This is a genomic window from Romboutsia sp. D33t1_170424_H2 (genome assembly GCF_015669105.1).
Taxonomy (GTDB): Bacteria; Bacillota; Clostridia; order Peptostreptococcales; family Peptostreptococcaceae; genus Romboutsia_C; species Romboutsia_C hominis.
On the sequence record NZ_JADOZQ010000011.1, the window covers coordinates 1 to 16,414 of the forward strand.

Annotated in this window: 16 protein-coding genes and 1 rRNA gene; 1 reads left to right on the plus strand and 16 read right to left on the minus strand. The window is 30.6% G+C overall.

What is annotated here, in order from left to right; all coding sequences use genetic code 11:
- Both I4U66_RS11310 and I4U66_RS11320 read right to left on the minus strand, forming a co-directional pair.
- Window positions 1–404: ribosomal RNA gene (locus I4U66_RS11310) — 16S ribosomal RNA — on the minus strand; the annotation flags it as partial.
- Window positions 405–1,476: 1,072 nt separating this feature from the next.
- Entirely contained in the window at window positions 1,477–2,628 is a 1,152-nt protein-coding gene (locus I4U66_RS11320; RefSeq protein WP_195928989.1) for a S41 family peptidase, read from the minus strand.
- Window positions 2,629–2,783: 155 nt separating this feature from the next.
- On the opposite strand from I4U66_RS11320, the gene I4U66_RS11325 reads away from it, so the two are divergent.
- Window positions 2,784–3,359 (plus strand): 5-formyltetrahydrofolate cyclo-ligase, encoded by a 576-nt coding sequence (locus tag I4U66_RS11325; protein WP_166504681.1) that lies wholly within the window; start codon window positions 2,784–2,786, stop codon window positions 3,357–3,359.
- A 62-nt stretch (window positions 3,360–3,421) separates the two neighbouring features.
- On the opposite strand, the gene I4U66_RS11330 is transcribed toward I4U66_RS11325, so the two are convergent.
- From I4U66_RS11330 to atpA, 14 genes are all read right to left on the minus strand, one after another.
- Window positions 3,422–5,815: a Lon protease family protein gene (locus I4U66_RS11330; RefSeq protein ID WP_092921377.1), complete on the minus strand. Its 2,394-nt coding sequence runs from the start codon at window positions 5,813–5,815 to the stop codon at window positions 3,422–3,424.
- Window positions 5,816–6,054: 239 nt separating this feature from the next.
- Window positions 6,055–6,477, minus strand: coding sequence for a hypothetical protein (locus tag I4U66_RS11335; protein WP_092921379.1), 423 nt, complete (start codon window positions 6,475–6,477; stop codon window positions 6,055–6,057).
- Between the two features lie 340 nt (window positions 6,478–6,817).
- Window positions 6,818–7,753: a transketolase family protein gene (locus I4U66_RS11340; RefSeq protein ID WP_092921381.1), complete on the minus strand. Its 936-nt coding sequence runs from the start codon at window positions 7,751–7,753 to the stop codon at window positions 6,818–6,820.
- Window positions 7,746–8,573, minus strand: coding sequence for a transketolase (locus I4U66_RS11345; RefSeq protein WP_195928991.1), 828 nt, complete (start codon window positions 8,571–8,573; stop codon window positions 7,746–7,748). Before I4U66_RS11345 ends, I4U66_RS11340 begins: the two co-directional genes overlap by 8 nt.
- A gap of 286 nt (window positions 8,574–8,859) precedes the next feature.
- Entirely contained in the window at window positions 8,860–9,222 is a 363-nt protein-coding gene (locus I4U66_RS11350; protein WP_092921385.1) for a type II toxin-antitoxin system PemK/MazF family toxin, read from the minus strand.
- Window positions 9,212–9,496: a ribbon-helix-helix protein, CopG family gene (locus I4U66_RS11355; RefSeq protein ID WP_092921386.1), complete on the minus strand. Its 285-nt coding sequence runs from the start codon at window positions 9,494–9,496 to the stop codon at window positions 9,212–9,214. Before I4U66_RS11355 ends, I4U66_RS11350 begins: the two co-directional genes overlap by 11 nt.
- 30 nt (window positions 9,497–9,526) lie before the next feature.
- Window positions 9,527–10,684 (minus strand): alanine racemase, encoded by a 1,158-nt coding sequence (gene alr, locus I4U66_RS11360; RefSeq protein WP_166504680.1) that lies wholly within the window; start codon window positions 10,682–10,684, stop codon window positions 9,527–9,529.
- Window positions 10,685–10,699: 15 nt separating this feature from the next.
- Window positions 10,700–11,290: a germination lipoprotein GerS gene (gene gerS / locus I4U66_RS11365; protein ID WP_195928993.1), complete on the minus strand. Its 591-nt coding sequence runs from the start codon at window positions 11,288–11,290 to the stop codon at window positions 10,700–10,702.
- Window positions 11,291–11,311: 21 nt separating this feature from the next.
- The gene (locus I4U66_RS11370) at window positions 11,312–11,773 is read right to left on the minus strand and encodes a CBS domain-containing protein (protein WP_092921392.1); all 462 of its coding nucleotides are present in this window, start codon (window positions 11,771–11,773) and stop codon (window positions 11,312–11,314) included.
- 4 nt (window positions 11,774–11,777) lie between these two features.
- Complete coding sequence (gene acpS, locus I4U66_RS11375) at window positions 11,778–12,158, minus strand: holo-ACP synthase (RefSeq protein ID WP_092921394.1); 381 nt, start codon at window positions 12,156–12,158, stop codon at window positions 11,778–11,780.
- Between the two features lie 193 nt (window positions 12,159–12,351).
- Window positions 12,352–12,612 (minus strand): ATP synthase F1 subunit epsilon, encoded by a 261-nt coding sequence (gene atpC, locus I4U66_RS11380; protein WP_092921396.1) that lies wholly within the window; start codon window positions 12,610–12,612, stop codon window positions 12,352–12,354.
- Window positions 12,613–12,614: 2 nt separating this feature from the next.
- On the minus strand, window positions 12,615–14,009 hold the full coding sequence (gene atpD / locus I4U66_RS11385; protein WP_092921397.1) for a F0F1 ATP synthase subunit beta: 1,395 nt from the start codon (window positions 14,007–14,009) through the stop codon (window positions 12,615–12,617).
- A gap of 15 nt (window positions 14,010–14,024) precedes the next feature.
- Entirely contained in the window at window positions 14,025–14,882 is an 858-nt protein-coding gene (gene atpG / locus I4U66_RS11390) for an ATP synthase F1 subunit gamma (protein WP_092921398.1), read from the minus strand.
- Between the two features lie 27 nt (window positions 14,883–14,909).
- Window positions 14,910–16,412 (minus strand): F0F1 ATP synthase subunit alpha, encoded by a 1,503-nt coding sequence (atpA, locus tag I4U66_RS11395; RefSeq protein WP_166504678.1) that lies wholly within the window; start codon window positions 16,410–16,412, stop codon window positions 14,910–14,912.
- Window positions 16,413–16,414: the final 2 nt, after the last annotated feature.

Sequence of the window (16,414 nt, forward strand, 5' to 3'; positions counted from 1 at the left end):
CCTTCATCGCTCACGCGGCGTTGCTGCATCAGGCTTTCGCCCATTGTGCAATATTCCCCACTGCTGCCTCCCGTAGGAGTTTGGACCGTGTCTCAGTTCCAATGTGGCCGATCACCCTCTCAGGTCGGCTACTGATCGTCGCCTTGGTAAGCCGTTACCTTACCAACTAGCTAATCAGACGCGGGTCCATCCTGTACCGCAAAAGCTTTGATAAGAAAGCCATGCGACTCTCTCATGTTATCTCGTATTAGCATACCTTTCGGTATGTTATCCGTGTGTACAGGGCAGGTTACCCACGCGTTACTCACCCGTCCGCCGCTCTTTACCGAAGTAAATCGCTCGACTTGCATGTGTTAGGCACGCCGCCAGCGTTCATCCTGAGCCAGGATCAAACTCTCAAATAAAAGTTGTTACCCGCTCAGACTATCATTATCTGAATATCTGGCTTGGTTGTATTCGATTCTTTAAAGAATCATTAGTTATTTAAATTAACCTACTGTTTAATTTTCAAAGTTCATTTTAAGCGACCGTGTCGGCGCTACTTTTTTACAACTTCTTTAGTTTACCAAAGTAATTTTACTTTGTCAACTTTTTTCTGTTGCTTTTCTTTTGTGTTTGCCCTTTTCTTAAGGACAAGTATAACTATACCATCTCAAATCCATTTCGTCAACACTTTTTTTGTTTTTTTCTAATTTTATTTATCTTTTCATTTAAATTACTATATATACTAATGTTTACATATATATTACCCACGATATTGAATATTAATTCTTAAACTTCATAAAATATTAAATAAATACAACTTTATATACTTGTATAAACTCTAAGAAAGGAGATGCTATATATAATTATAGCTAACAAATTCTATGTCTACTTTCAACAAAATCAAAGATTTATATGAGGATGGCTACAGATGTATTTACCATAACTGTACAGATAATAATTACACTATATATCTTAAGAATTTTGATTCTGAAGATTCTCAAACTATTGAGATATCAGATGAAAATGAATTTAATCAATTTCAAGGATATATTAATGATTTAAAGATGTCATAACTAATTTTATTTTTCATTTTAAATTTTAAAATTAGATATTAAACTACAAAAATAGAGAGTTTTCACACTCTCTATTTTGTAGTAACTAGCTTCTTTATAAGGTTTAATAATTCCACTCTATCTACTTCCATTTGTTTTTTATGCTCTTTATATTCATTGAAGTTAACAACTTTTCCTCTGTTCTTCTTCATAATAACCACTTCCTATTTTAATTATAAACTTAATATATTAATTCTATACTTAATTAATATTCCCTTCTATAAAATATACAAAATTTCTTAAATATATTCATATTTTATATTTTAATTCTTTATAATATGTTATATTTTTACATTCTATTTTTTTATAAATTTTAATTATATTTTTCATTAAAAAACAGGCACTTTTTATATTTTATGCCTGTTTTTATTGATATATTCTATTTTATTTCCTTTTTCATCCAATCAATAGCTTTATCTAATTGCTTTTCAGGATTTTTTTCCTCTATATTTGGTTTTATTCCTTTTCCATTTATATAATCTCCATTAGGAGTAAAATATTGAGCAGTGGTTAATTTAAAACCTGTACCATCTTTAAGCTCTCTTACACTTTGTACTAAACCTTTACCAAAAGTTGTAGTTCCTATTGAGATACCAGCTTTATTATCTACAATAGCTCCTGTTAATATTTCTGATGCTGATGCACTATTCTCATTAGTTAAAATAGCTATTGGCAATCCTAGCTTATCTTTATCTGATTTTAAGTATTCTGTATTTCCTTTATTGTCTTTAGTGTAAACTATAGTTCCTTCTCCTATTAAATCATCGGCTATATCTTTGCATATATTTAATAGTCCTCCACCATTATCTCTTACATCTAATATTAACCCCTTCATTCCCTCTGATTTCAATTTATCTAGTACAGTTTTAAATTCTTTATATGTATTTTCGCTAAAAGAAGTTATTCTTAAATATCCTATTTTATCTTCTAGCATCTTACCTTCTACGCTTTTTGAAACAATCTCTTCTCTTTTAACTTTAACATCAAATTCATTGCCATCTCTTTTTAAAGTTAATTCTACAGTTGTCCCCTCTTTACCTTTTATCATGCTAATTGCTTCATCTGAATTTTTAGCAAATACATTCTTTCCATCTACCTTTACTATCTTGTCTCCCGCTTCTATTCCACTTTTTTCTGCCGGAGAACCTTGTATAGGAGATACTACTGTTAAGTAATCATCATCTGGAGAAGGACTTATTATCACACCTATACCAACAAAAGACCCACTCGTTTGTTCCTTCAATCTTTTAAACTCATCTTCTGTATAATACTGAGAATATGGATCATCTAATCCTGAAAACATTCCTTTTATAGCTCCATTAACCAAATTATCATCTTTTGTTTTTTGATAGAAATCTTCTTTTATAGCTCCTTCTAGACCTATCATCTTATTGTACTTACTATATTTTTCATATAAATCTTTCGACACTACAACCTTATTACCTAATCCTATTTGCAAAGTAGAGGTAAACAAAGCTGTTACTATTACTAAAACTATTCCATACACGATAGCTCTTTTCTTTGATATCATTCTAGGCATCTCCTTTATCTAATCTAGTATATATTATATGACTAGCTATTCTTTTTATTACCATTTCTATTTTTGTTGCTTAGTTTTTAACTTATGTACTAAAATTTATAATGGATACATATCCATATTATACCATAGTAAAAGGGGTAGATTTTATGAAAAAGGAATTTAGAAAAAAAGTTATTTCTGATAGAAATAACCAAAATTATGAATCTTTATGTAAAAACTCATCAATAATAACTCAAAAAATATTAGCTTTAGATTGTATAAAAAAAGCTAAAAATATTATGCTTTATCTTGATTTTAATAATGAAGTTAAAACAGATGAACTTATAGTTAAGCTTCTTTCTTTGGGTAAAACTGTCTCATCTCCTATAACGATTAAAGAAGAAAAAAAATTAATACCATCTCAAATAATTGATTTAAAAGATGGAGTAAAAATCGGTGCTTATGGAATAAGGGAACCAAAACCTGAATGCTCTCCAGAGGTAGAGGTTAAAGATATAGATGTAGTAATAGTTCCAGCCGTTGCTTATGATAAAGATTGCTATAGACTCGGTTACGGTGGTGGCTTTTATGATAGATTCATAGAAAGGTTAAGAGAAGATGCTATCACAGTAGGAATTGCTTTTGATTTACAAATTTTTGATTCTGTACCTAAAGAAGATCACGATGCTCAACTTGACTATATAATTACAGAAAGCCAAATACTTACACCTAATAAATTTTAGATAATATTAATTTAAAAATGATACTAAGGGTTAAAACTTAGTATTTTAACCCTTAGTATTTTTTATTCCTTTTTATCATCTCTATCTTTTTTATCTATTTGTCTTAAACTCTCAAGCTTATCCTTAACTAAATTATCTATTTCATCTATAGTCTTACCTGTAAGTATCTCTAAACCTTCTTCTATACTACTTATTGCATATATACTAAAAGTTCCAGCTTTTACAGCTTCCACTATCTCATCTTTTAGTATTAAATTCTTAACATTTTGTATCGGAATCATAACACCTTGTTTTTGAGAGAAACCTTTTAGCTTACATACATCAAAAAATCCTTCAATCTTTTGATTCACTCCGCCTATAGGTTGTATTTCTCCTTTTTGACTAACAGAACCAGTTACTGCAATACTTTGTTTTATAGGTATATCAGCTATACTAGATATTATAGCGTACAATTCAGTACTAGATGCACTATCTCCATCTACACCACTATAGTTTTGTTCAAAAGTTATTGATGTAGTTATAGATAATGGTCTCTCTTTTCCATACCTTTCTCCTAAATATCCACTTAATATTAAAACTCCTTTATCATGAATACTTCCACTTTGCTTTATTTCTCTTTCAATATTTATTACACCATGTCTTCCCCTATAAGTAGATGCTGTTATTTTTGATGGCTTACCAAATGAATATTCACCTGTACCCATAACAGCTAATCCATTAATTTGACCTACTTTCTCTCCTTCTATATCAATTAACAGAGTTTTGTCTTCAAACATCTCATTTAATTTTTCTTCATATTTATTATTTCTATATACTTTTTGTTCTATTGCATTTTGAACATCTTTTGCAGTGACATATAACTCACTATCATCACTTATAGCCTCTGACTCATATACTAAATCTATTATATTACTAACTCTTGCTGTTAATTTATCTTTATTGTCACTTAACTTAATACTATATTCTATTACCTTTTCAACTGCATCTCTTTCAAAGTGTTTTAATTTTTCATTGTTGCAAGTATCAGCTATTAGCTGAATTGTCTTATATATATTTTCATCATTTTTATCTATTTCTATATCAAAGTCAGCCATCACTTTAAATAGATTTCTAAAATCTTCTTCATATGAGTATAAAAGTCCATAATAACGACTGTCTCCTATTAATATGACTTTCACATCTAAATCTATTGGTTCTGGCTTTAATGTAGATGTTACTAAATATCCATATTGTTTATTAAGAGATTCTATTGATATCTTTCCTGTTTTTAAACTTCTCTTTAGACAATCCCAAGAAAAAGGATTCGATAATAAATCTTTTACATTTATGATTAAGTATCCTCCATTCGCCTTATGTAAGGCTCCTGGCTTTATTTCCGTAAAACTTGTTGTTAAAGCTCCTATCTCATTTTTATACTCTATACACCCTATCAAATTATAGTATGTAGGATTGCTTTCTACTATTATCTTACAATCTTCACACTCACTATTATCTATAAATAAATTTACTTTGTATCTATTAAAAAACTTATCATCATTTTTTTGACCCATCATACCAAATAGCGCCATAGGGTTTTGTTGATTACCTTCATTTTTATCCTTAAATTTATCAATGTTATTAACTATATCATTGCATAAATCATTTATATATCTTTGTATTTTTTCTTCTTTTCCATACTTATCTAGTAAGTATTTATCATAAAACCCAACTAAACTTCTTCCTACATTTTTATCTAAATCAATAGTTTTATTTTTATAATCATCTTCACAATTTTTTATCTTATCTATATATTCCTTGCTATCTTGATTTAGCTTAAGACCCTCTTCTCTTAATTTATTGATTTGTGTAGGAGTTAGTTGACCTAACTCTTGTTCTTGCATTAATGTTTCATCTTCTTTTATTGGGATACTAACAAGTCCTCTTTCTGTAACTTCAAACTTAAATCCTCTAGGCTTAGCAAATTCATTTAACTCTGATATTATTCCTTGAATACTATTTTCAAGTTCACTCATAAGTATTCTGCTATGGTATTCATATTCTTTTGAATTAAATAATTTAGGTACCTCGCACTTTAATTTTTGAATTATTTCTTCTATATCTTCTTTAAATATTTTTCCTACCCCTGATTTGAAAGATAAAGCTGTAGGTTCATTAATGTTTTTAAAATTATTTACATATACCCAATCTCTATTATTATTTTGTTTATTATTGCTGGTATACTTTTTTATAAGTTCACTAGTGTAACTAACTCTTCCCAATCCATTTGTACCTGCAACATATATGTTATATCCACTTTTTTTCATCTTAAGTCCAAACTCAATAGCCTTCACAGCTCTATCTTGGCCTATTATTTCTCTTTTAGAATCTATCTCTTCTGTAGTACTAAATGATAGATTCTCTATCAATGAGCTCGGTTTTAAGTCTTCTACTCTAACTTTATATTTATCTATATTCAACAATCATTCACCTCTTCATATTATGTTAAGTTTTATTTTTCCCCGCTTATTGATAAATAATTAGTTAATATGCAATAATAATATTTTTTTAATAAATTCATCTAATTTAATTATTTTATTTAAAATTTAAAAATATCTTTTAGACATAAAAAAACACCTTAAAATATTTTAAGGCGATTTTTATTAGCTTATGTACATGTTTATTTTTCTAAATTCTTATTAATATAATATGTAGTCTGTTATTCCTCTGTCACATTTAATTCTATATTTTCAGGAAGATCAGTTAAATTGGTTTCTACAACTATGTACGGATATGATTTTTCTTTTTCTTTATATGAAATTTTTACTTTCATTAAACTTCTATCATTTTCTTGAACCATTTCTATTTTATTCATCTCTATTCCCTTTTCATTATCTTTACCTCTGGTTACAATAACATATATCTTTTCGTTTAACTTCACAGCTAAAGCTCTTTCTTCATCTGTATATTTGTCCATCATATCAAGTATCTTTTCTGGTATAGATTCTCTTTGTACTATAGTGTAATCTACTGGATTTGACTTTTCCATAAACATATTTGGGATTACTATAAACCCACCTATTACTAGTATTAATAGAAGTACTCCATATATAACTCCCTTTACATTAAATTTTATATTCATTTATTTCACCCCCATATATTTTAATATATGAAATTTATACGAGCCTTAGAATATTATTTATTAGTATATTTCCAAAACCTCATAAAAAATTTACTTGATTAATCTACGTGCTAACAAACATCTTCATATATCAAAAGACTATATTCATTGCTAAAATACGATATTTTAAAATTTATTGAATTATTTAAGATACAAAACTAGTTGGATTTTACCTTCTATTATTTGAGGAATGTTATTATATGATATGTATTTAGTGAAATATAACGAAAATATAAAATCTTTTATAGTAAATAAATTTGATAATTAAAAAGGATATAGCTTACGCTATATCCTTTTTATATTATTTCTTAGCTATTGCTTCCTTAGCAGCTTTAACTATATCGTTAGATGTTAATCCATATTTTTTTACTAATTCAGCAGGTGTACCTGATTCTCCGAAAGTATCATTTATACCTACTTTTTTAACTACAACTGGACATTCTTCAGTAACAACTTCACTTACTGCTGAACCTAGACCACCTAATATACTATGTTCTTCAGCAGTTACTATTGCACCAGTTTCTTTAGCGGCAGTTATTATTAACTCTTTATCTATAGGCTTTATAGTAGACATATTTATAACTCTAGCATTTATACCTTCTGATTTTAAAACTTCTGATGCTATTATAGCTTCGTTAACCATTATTCCACAGGCTATTATTGTTAAATCATTTCCTTCTCTAACTACTGTACCTTTTCCTATTTCAAATTTATAATTTTCATCAAATATTGTAGGAACTGCACTTCTTCCTAAGCGAACATACATAGGTCCGTAAACTTTAGCTGCTTCAAATATCATTTGTTCTGCTTCTACACCGTCAGCAGGAACCATAACTGTCATATTAGGTATACTTCTCATTATAGCTATATCTTCTACACTTTGATGTGTTGCTCCATCTTCTCCAACTGTTATACCCGCATGAGTAGCACAAACTTTTACGTTTAACTTTGGATAACAAGCAGAGTTTCTGATAACTTCAAAAGCTCTTCCTGTTGCAAACATAGCAAAGCTACTTGCAAAAGGTATTTTACCAGCTGCAGCAAATCCACAAGCTGCACCTATTAAGTTTTGTTCAGCTATACCCATATTGAAGAATCTATCTGGGAATGTTTTATAAAAATCATTTGTCTTAGTTGATTTTGATAAATCTGCATCTAATACTACAACATTATCGTTTATTTGTCCTAATTTAACTAATGCTTTTCCGTATGCTTCTCTAGTTGCTATCTTACTCATTGTCTGCACCCCCTAATTCTTCTAAGGCTCTTTCTAAATCGCTATCACTTGGAGCTGTTCCATGCCATCCAGCTTCATTTTCCATGAAAGATACACCTTTACCTTTTATAGTCTTTGCAATTATCATTGTTGGCTTTCCTACTGTTTCTTTAGCCATATCTAAAGCTGCAAAAATTTGATCGAAATCATGTCCATCTATTTCTATTACATTCCATCCGAAAGCTTTAAACTTATCTACTATAGGACCTATGTTCATAACTTTCTCTACTGCTCCATCTATTTGAAGACCATTATAATCTAAGAATGCTACCATATTATCAAGTTTGTAGTGAGCTGCACTCATAGCAGCTTCCCAAACTATCCCTTCTTGAACTTCTCCATCCCCAAGTATAGTATACACTCTCCATGGTGCATTATCTAATTTAGATGCCATAGCCATACCACAAGCTGCTGAAAAACCTTGTCCTAATGAACCCGTTGACATATCAACTCCAGGTATTCCCTTCATATCAGGATGACCTTGTAACATACTATTTATTTTTCTTAGCTTCATTAATTCTTCTCTAGCAAAGTAACCCTTTTGAGCTAAAGTTGCATAAAGTACTGGTGCTGCATGTCCTTTAGATAAAACAAATCTATCTCTATCTTCCATTTTGCTATTGTTAGGATCTATATTCATTTCATTAAAATAAAGAGCTGTTAGTATTTCTACAGCTGATAATGATCCTCCTGGATGTCCAGATTTAGATTCATGTATTATAGAGACTATATCTTTTCTGATAATACGTGCAATCTCATTTAATCCCTTATGGTCTCTCATGTAATTACCTCCCTGTTTTTCATAAAGTAAATATTACTTATGTAATATATTTTTGTAATCTCATATTATTATATCACTTTTATAGATTTTTTTTACTTTATTTTTTTAATTTAGATATATTATGTATACTTTTTATATATTTTGATATATAATTTTTAACAATTATGATTTTTATATATCAAAATATATATTAGACATTATTTATGATACACTTTTTTATCTTTAATATATCATATTTCATTTTTAATAAAAAAAATTATTGATATTAAAAATAATACCAATAATTTTATAACGCAAATAGTCCTAGACTTATCTGAAGACTACTGTCAACTTTTACCATCATATTATCATCTAGACAACCAATTTTTTCTCTTAACCTTTTTTTGTCTATAGTCCGTATCTGTTCTAAGAGAATAACAGAATCTTTATTAAGCCCATATTCGTTCGCACTAATTTCTATATGTGTTGGTAATTTCGCCTTGTTAATCTGTGATGTTATAGCAGCTATTATTACCGTTGGACTATATTTATTTCCTATATCATTCTGTATAATTAAAACAGGACGAACTCCACCTTGTTCCGATCCGACAACAGGGCTTAAATCAGCGTAGTATAAATCTCCTCGCTTTATGTCTAGGTTAATACTCACCCTGGGCTATCTTCCCTTCAATACAATCCTCAGAAGATACTTCATTTGTCATACCTAGTTCAGCCAGCGATAGATTAATTTGCCCCATTTCTTTATAACCTTTGATCATAGACTCTTTTATGTCTATTTTTCTCTTTTGAGTTATATAAAATTGAAAGGCAGCCTTTGCAAAATCTTCTCTATTACTATTCTCCATCTCAACGATATGGTCTACCTCAGAAACGAGGGAATCCGGTAAAGTAAATACTATCTTTTCCTTACTTTTTTTGTGCACAAAATCGCCTCCCGGGGTATACTATCATTATTATTTTATCAAATAACTATCTGATTGTAAAATTGCATTTCTTTCCATATAGATTCTATCTACTCTTCTTGATACCATACATAACACTTCATAGTTTATAGTCTCTAGGCTTTTTGCTACATCTTCTGCTGTCAATTTCTCTTCCCCAAATATTATAACCTCATCGCCAATTTTTATGTCTATATTCTTGTTAATTTTGACCATACACTGATCCATACATATCCTACCTATGACATCAAATATATTTCCTTTAATCATCACCTTAGGATTTTTTTGTATTCTAGAAAATCCATCTGCATATCCTATAGGTATAGTTGCGATTTTTTCTGTTTCATCACTTCTATACTTTAATCCATAACTTATCCCAGTACCTTTATCCACATCTTTTATATGAGCTACTCTCGTTTTTAAAGTCATTGCAGGCTTTAATTGAATAATGTCTCTATCTACTTCTTCTGATGGATAATGACCGTATAGTATTATTCCACATCTTACCATATTAAGATTCAAATCTTGTAAATCTATAATTGCAGCACTATTTGATACATGTTTTATAGGTATGTTTATATCTATAGCTTCTAACCCTTCAACCATATATTTAAATCTTTGTACTTGAAGCTTAGTGAATTCTTTACTTTTTTCATCTGCTGTAGCAAAATGTGTAAAGATACCCTCAATGTCTACAAACTCTAAATCATTTATCGACTTTATATCATTTATTGATTGAGAATTAGGTATAAACCCTATCCTTGACATACCTGTGTCAATTTTAATATGGATTTTAGCATGTTTACCTATATGCTTGGCGATATCATTAAGTTTTTGAGCCATTTCTACTGAGTAAATAGTAATAGTTATATCATTGTCTATAGCAGTTGCTAATGCTTCTTCCGGAATATAACCTAAACAAAGTATAGGAAGCATTATTTTATTTTGTCTTAATTCTATTCCTTCTTCTAATCTAGCTACTGCTATATAATCAACATTTTCTTTTTCTAATAATTTTGCAATCGGTACTGAACCGTGCCCATAGGCATTAGCCTTTAGCACACCACAAATTTTTGTATTTTCATTTAAGGATTTTTTTATATTATCAAGGTTAAATTTGATATTGTCTAGATTTATCTCTGCCCATGTCGGAGCTGTTATTTTGTTCATTTCTTTAGTTCCCCCTTACTTTTCATATTGAAAATCTTTGTAAGTAATAGTGAATCTAATCATTCCTTTAGAATCTATTATTTCCATTTTTTCTGGTTGTTTAGTCTTAATATTAATATACAATATTTGTTTGTTAAAATATTCATCTTCACCTGGTATGTACGTTTCTAAGGCAAGACTACCATCAGATAATTTTATATCAACCTCTTCACTTTGCAGGTAATTTTTTATAAAATCCCCAATAAACATATTTTGATCATTTTCACCTACATTAGGTAGTTCAATTTCATCTTTTATTCCTGGGTTTTTTACTATTATTTTATCTGATTTGTATTCAATAGTTTTACCTTTTAAATGCTCTGGTGATACTAACTCTAATTTATAATTATCTGGCTTATTATAATTATGAATAAATACGTAATTATGTGAACTCTTATTGCCAACTACTTCTACTTCAGCCTTACATGTATATGAATCAATTTCAGATATTACCTTTTGAAATTCTTCATAGGCCTCTTCTTTAGTTAATTGCCTTTTTTGGCAACCTACAATAATAACTAGCATACTTATAATAATCACTGCTAGTAGCGTTAGCTTACTTCTCACAAAATCCTCCTATATTAATTCTTATTCATTATACATAGCTCTAATTATATCGTATCTACATATAATTCCTTTTAATTTATGTTCTTTATCTACTACTGGAACTCTATTTACTGATTTTTTTATCATAATATTAGCTACATCATCAAAATTATCTTCTTCATTTACAGTTACTATATCAGTTGACATTAAGTCTTTTACTTTGTATGCTGCTATTTCTTTAAACTCTTCTTCCATCTTCTTGTAATCATCTAAAAATATTAACCCTTGGAAAAAGTTAATTATATGAGGAGCTTCTACATGCTGTTCTTTCTTCATTATGTCTGTCTCAGAAATAATACCTACTACCTTATTATCTTCATCTACTACAGGTACCCCTCCTATTCTTTCTTTAATTAGTAACCTTGCAACATTAACTATACTTTCTTCTCTATTTGCCACTATTACATCCGTTGTCATTATGTCCTTAGCTATTTTATTGTTCATAATATCACTCCTTAATTATAGTTATAGCATTAGCTACCGCATATTCTTTACAATGAGATATAGATACTTTTATTTCTAAAACATTATAGTCTATGCATATCTTCTCCAAATTATTATAGGTTTTAACTATAGGTTTTCCTATTTCATTCCTTAATATTTCTATATCTTTAAAATTAAAATTTCTTATACCTGTCCCTAAAGACTTGCTTATAGCTTCTTTGGCTGAAAAATTCCCTGCTATACTTTCAACTCTAAAATTGTTAGATTTAAAATATTCTATTTCATTTTCTGTAAATATCTTTTCTAAAAATCTATTATTTTTATTTATAGCTTCTTTTATTCTTCCTATCTCCACTATATCTATACCAATATCTAATATATTCATAGATGCCTCCGGTTCCTATTATAGTATTATTTTGTTGCATATATATAAATATATTCAACTCGACATTATAAAATCCTGTCATATGCCTATTATAATACTACAGTAGAATTATTTTTAATAGATAATTAGAATTTTCTATTAGTACTGATGTTTTTTTAAAATAAAAAGACTAGAGTTTAACTCTAGTCTTTTTTTATAACCACTCTGCAGATTCAGTTAAAATAACAGCTTGTTCTTTTTCAACTTGCATGAATCCCCCAGATATTTTTGCTTCTTTAAATTTACCTTCTTTTTTTAGACGTAGAGTTCCATCAGATAATCCTGCAACTAAAGGTCTATGGTTTTTTAATATACCTCTGTCTCCTTCAGTAGTTCTAACTATTATCATCTCTGTTTTATCTTCATAGAAGATTTTATCAGGAGTAACAATTTTAACCGCAAATTCGCTTGCCATTATTATCTACTCTCCTTCGCTTTTGCAACTGCCTCTTCTATACTTCCTACGAATAAGAATGCTGATTCTGGTAAGTCATCATGCTTACCTTCTAATATTTCTTTGAAACTTCTTACAGTTTCTTTAACAGGTACATATTTACCTTCAAATCCTGTGAATTGCTCAGCAACTGTGAAAGGTTGAGATAAGAATCTCTCTATCTTTCTAGCTCTTTGTACTGTTACCTTATCTTCATCAGATAATTCGTCCATACCAAGTATAGCTATTATATCTTGAAGTTCTTTATACTTTTGAAGTATAGATTGAACAGCTACTGCAACTTCATAATGTTCTTTTCCAACTACAGCTGGGTCAAGTACTCTAGATGTAGACTCTAATGGGTCAACAGCTGGGAATATACCTAGAGACGCTTTTTGTCTAGATAAAACTGTTTTAGCATCTAAGTGTGTGAATGTTGTAGCTGGTGCTGGGTCAGTTAAGTCATCGGCAGGTACGTATACAGCCTGAACTGATGTTATAGACCCTTTATTTGTAGATGTTATTCTCTCTTGTAATTTACCCATCTCCGTAGCTAGTGTTGGTTGGTATCCAACTGCTGATGGAGTACGTCCAAGTAATGCTGAAACCTCAGATCCTGCTTGAGTGAAACGGAATATATTATCTACGAATAATAAAACGTCTTGTCCTTCTTGATCTCTGAAGTGCTCAGCCATTGTAAGACCAGTTAAAGCAACTCTCATTCTTGCTCCAGGTGGCTCGTTCATTTGTCCGAATACTAGAGCAGTCTTTTTGATAACTCCAGACTCACTCATCTCACCGTAAAGGTCATTACCTTCTCTTGTTCTTTCCCCAACACCTGCGAATACTGATATACCACCGTGTTGAGTAGCTATATTGTTTATAAGCTCTTGTATAAGAACTGTCTTACCAACTCCGGCTCCACCGAATAGACCGATTTTACCACCTTTTAAGTATGGTGCTAGTAAGTCAACAACTTTTATTCCTGTTTCTAGTATTTCAACACCTGGCTTTAATTCGTCAAATGCTGGAGCTTCTCTATGTATAGGACTCTTAGGAGCATTTTTTGGTGCTTCCTTACCATCAACTGGCTCACCTAATACATTGAATATTCTTCCTAAAGTTTCGTCTCCTACAGGTACACTTATTGCAGCTCCTGTATCAACAACTTCCATACCTCTTACAAGTCCATCAGTAGAACTCATCGATATACATCTAACTGTGTCATCACCAACATGTTGTGCAACTTCTATAACTATTTTTTTATCTCCGTGCTTTATCTCTAATGCATTTAATAGATTAGGTAAGCTTTTTTCATCATCGAACTTTACGTCAACAACTGGACCGATAACCTGAACTATTTTACCTACATTTGCCATGTCCTAACCTCCTTATTATTGAGCTGAAGAAGCCCCCGCAACTATCTCAGATATTTCCTGAGTAACTGCTGCTTGTCTTGCTCTATTGTATTGTAACTCTAAATTAGATATCATTTCATTAGCATTGTCTGTAGCTGATTCCATAGCTGTTCTTCTCGCTGCTTGTTCTGAAGCATAAGCTTCAGCTATACCTCCGTATATTCTTCCTGAAACATACTTAGGTACGATAAAACCAAGTACAGCATCTGGAGAAGGTAAGTATTGAACAGAAGCTCTACTATTCTTCTCTTCTTTATCTTTGTCTACTGCTATTGGTAACAATCTAGTTACTCTTGGCTCTTGACTTAATGCTGAAACAAACTCTGTATATATTAACTTAACTTCATCTATATCTCCGTTTTGATAAGAATCCATTATATTATTAGATATCTCGATTATATCTTCATACTTAACGTCTTCAACAGAATCTATTGTTCCAATTAAGTCAAAAGATCTTTTGCTAACAAACTCTTTTGCTTTTTTTCCTATAGCTACAACCTTAACATTATTAGAACCTTGAGTCTCTGCAACTAATGTTTTAAATACATTCGAGTTGTATCCTCCTGCAAGTCCTCTATCTCCTGCTATAACTATATAACATTTATTTTTAACTTCTCTTTCTTTGAGAAATTCACTTTTAACTCCACTCGTATTCTTAGCTATATTTTGAACAGCTTCTTGTAAAGTATTAAAATATGGCTTAGAACTTTCTGCTCTTTCCTTAGCTTTTCTAAACTTTGAAGAAGCAACTAATTCCATAGCTTTAGTTATTTGCTTAGTATTTTCAACACTGGCAATACGAGTTTTAATTTCTTTCATTCCAGCTCCTGCCAATTGGGTTACCTCCTTTTTTAAAAAGGATTACGCTTCTATAACAAATTTCTTCTTGAAATCGTTTATAGCGTTTGTTAATTCTTGAGTGAAATCTCCATTCGCAAGAATTTTTTCTCCTATTTGTGGATAATTAGCATCTATGAATTCAATTAATTCTGCTTCAAATCTCTTTATATTATTTACAGGTATATCTGCTAATAAGTTGTTAACAACTGCAAATATAGCTATTACTTGATCTTTAACATCCATAGGTTGATGTTCACCTTGTTTTAGAACCTCAACTATTCTTTCCCCTTGAGCAAGTCTCTTCTTAGTATCTTCATCTAAGTCTGATCCGAATTGAGAGAATGCTGCAAGTTCTTTATATTGAGAGTAAAGAAGTTTTAATGGTCCTGCAACTTTTTTCATTGATTTTATTTGAGCAGATCCACCAACTCTTGATACTGATATACCAGGGTCAACTGCTGGTCTTATTCCTGAGTAGAATAATTCTGGCACAAGGTATATTTGTCCGTCTGTTATTGATATAACGTTAGTTGGTATATAAGCAGAAACGTCTCCACCTTGAGTTTCTATTATAGGTAATGCAGTTATAGATCCTGCACCTAACTCATCAGATAATTTAGCTGCTCTCTCAAGTAATCTTGAGTGTAAGTAGAATACATCCCCAGGGTAAGCTTCACGTCCTGGTGGTCTCTTAAGTAATAATGACATTTCTCTGTATGCAACCGCGTGCTTAGTTAAATCATCATATACTATTAATACATGTTTTCCGTTGAACATAAATTCTTCACCCATAGCAACTCCTGCATATGGTGCTAAGAATTGAAGTGGTGCAGATTCAGATGCTGTAGCAGACACTACTATTGTGTAGTCCATAGCTCCGCCTTTTTCTAATGTACTAACAACTTGTGCAACTGTCGAACGCTTTTGTCCTATTGCAACGTATATACATATAACATCTTTACCTTTTTGGTTAAGTATTGTATCTATACATATAGATGTTTTACCTGTTTGTCTATCACCTATTACAAGCTCTCTTTGTCCTTTACCTATTGGTATCATGGCATCGATAGCTTTTATTCCTGTTTGTAGAGGCTCATGAACTGACTTTCTAGCCATTATTCCTGTAGCTTCTGATTCAACTGGTCTAAATTTATTAGTGTTTATAGGTCCTTTTCCATCAACTGGTTGCCCTAGTGAGTTTACAACTCTACCTATCATAGCATCACCAACTGGAACTTGAACTATATTACCAGTTCTCTTAACGATATCTCCTTCTTTTATTCCAGAGTCGTTACCTAATATAACTGCCCCAACCATGTCTTCTTCAAGGTTAAGAGCCATTCCGTATACTTCTCCTGGGAACTCTAATAATTCACCAGCCATAGCTTTATCTAATCCGTAAACACTAGCTATACCGTCCCCAACTTTTAAAACACTACCTGTATCTGTTAATTCAACTTTATTCTCATAATTTTTTATTTGCTCTTTAATTATAGAACTTATTTCTTCAGGTCTTAAGTTCATGG

What these genes read in the sequence shown, in the direction of transcription:
- I4U66_RS11320 (WP_195928989.1), bottom strand. Translation starts at nt 2,628, where the DNA reads ATGATATCAAAGAAAAGAGCTATCGTGTATGGAATAGTTTTAGTAATA.
- I4U66_RS11325 (WP_166504681.1), top strand. Translation starts at nt 2,784, where the DNA reads ATGAAAAAGGAATTTAGAAAAAAAGTTATTTCTGATAGAAATAACCAA.
- I4U66_RS11335 (WP_092921379.1), bottom strand. Translation starts at nt 6,477, where the DNA reads ATGAATATAAAATTTAATGTAAAGGGAGTTATATATGGAGTACTTCTA.
- I4U66_RS11340 (WP_092921381.1), bottom strand. Translation starts at nt 7,753, where the DNA reads ATGAGTAAGATAGCAACTAGAGAAGCATACGGAAAAGCATTAGTTAAA.
- I4U66_RS11345 (WP_195928991.1), bottom strand. Translation starts at nt 8,573, where the DNA reads ATGAGAGACCATAAGGGATTAAATGAGATTGCACGTATTATCAGAAAA.
- alr (WP_166504680.1), bottom strand. Translation starts at nt 10,684, where the DNA reads ATGAACAAAATAACAGCTCCGACATGGGCAGAGATAAATCTAGACAAT.
- I4U66_RS11370 (WP_092921392.1), bottom strand. Translation starts at nt 11,773, where the DNA reads ATGAACAATAAAATAGCTAAGGACATAATGACAACGGATGTAATAGTG.
- acpS (WP_092921394.1), bottom strand. Translation starts at nt 12,158, where the DNA reads ATGAATATATTAGATATTGGTATAGATATAGTGGAGATAGGAAGAATA.
- atpC (WP_092921396.1), bottom strand. Translation starts at nt 12,612, where the DNA reads ATGGCAAGCGAATTTGCGGTTAAAATTGTTACTCCTGATAAAATCTTC.
- atpD (WP_092921397.1), bottom strand. Translation starts at nt 14,009, where the DNA reads ATGGCAAATGTAGGTAAAATAGTTCAGGTTATCGGTCCAGTTGTTGAC.
- atpA (WP_166504678.1), bottom strand. Translation starts at nt 16,412, where the DNA reads ATGAACTTAAGACCTGAAGAAATAAGTTCTATAATTAAAGAGCAAATA.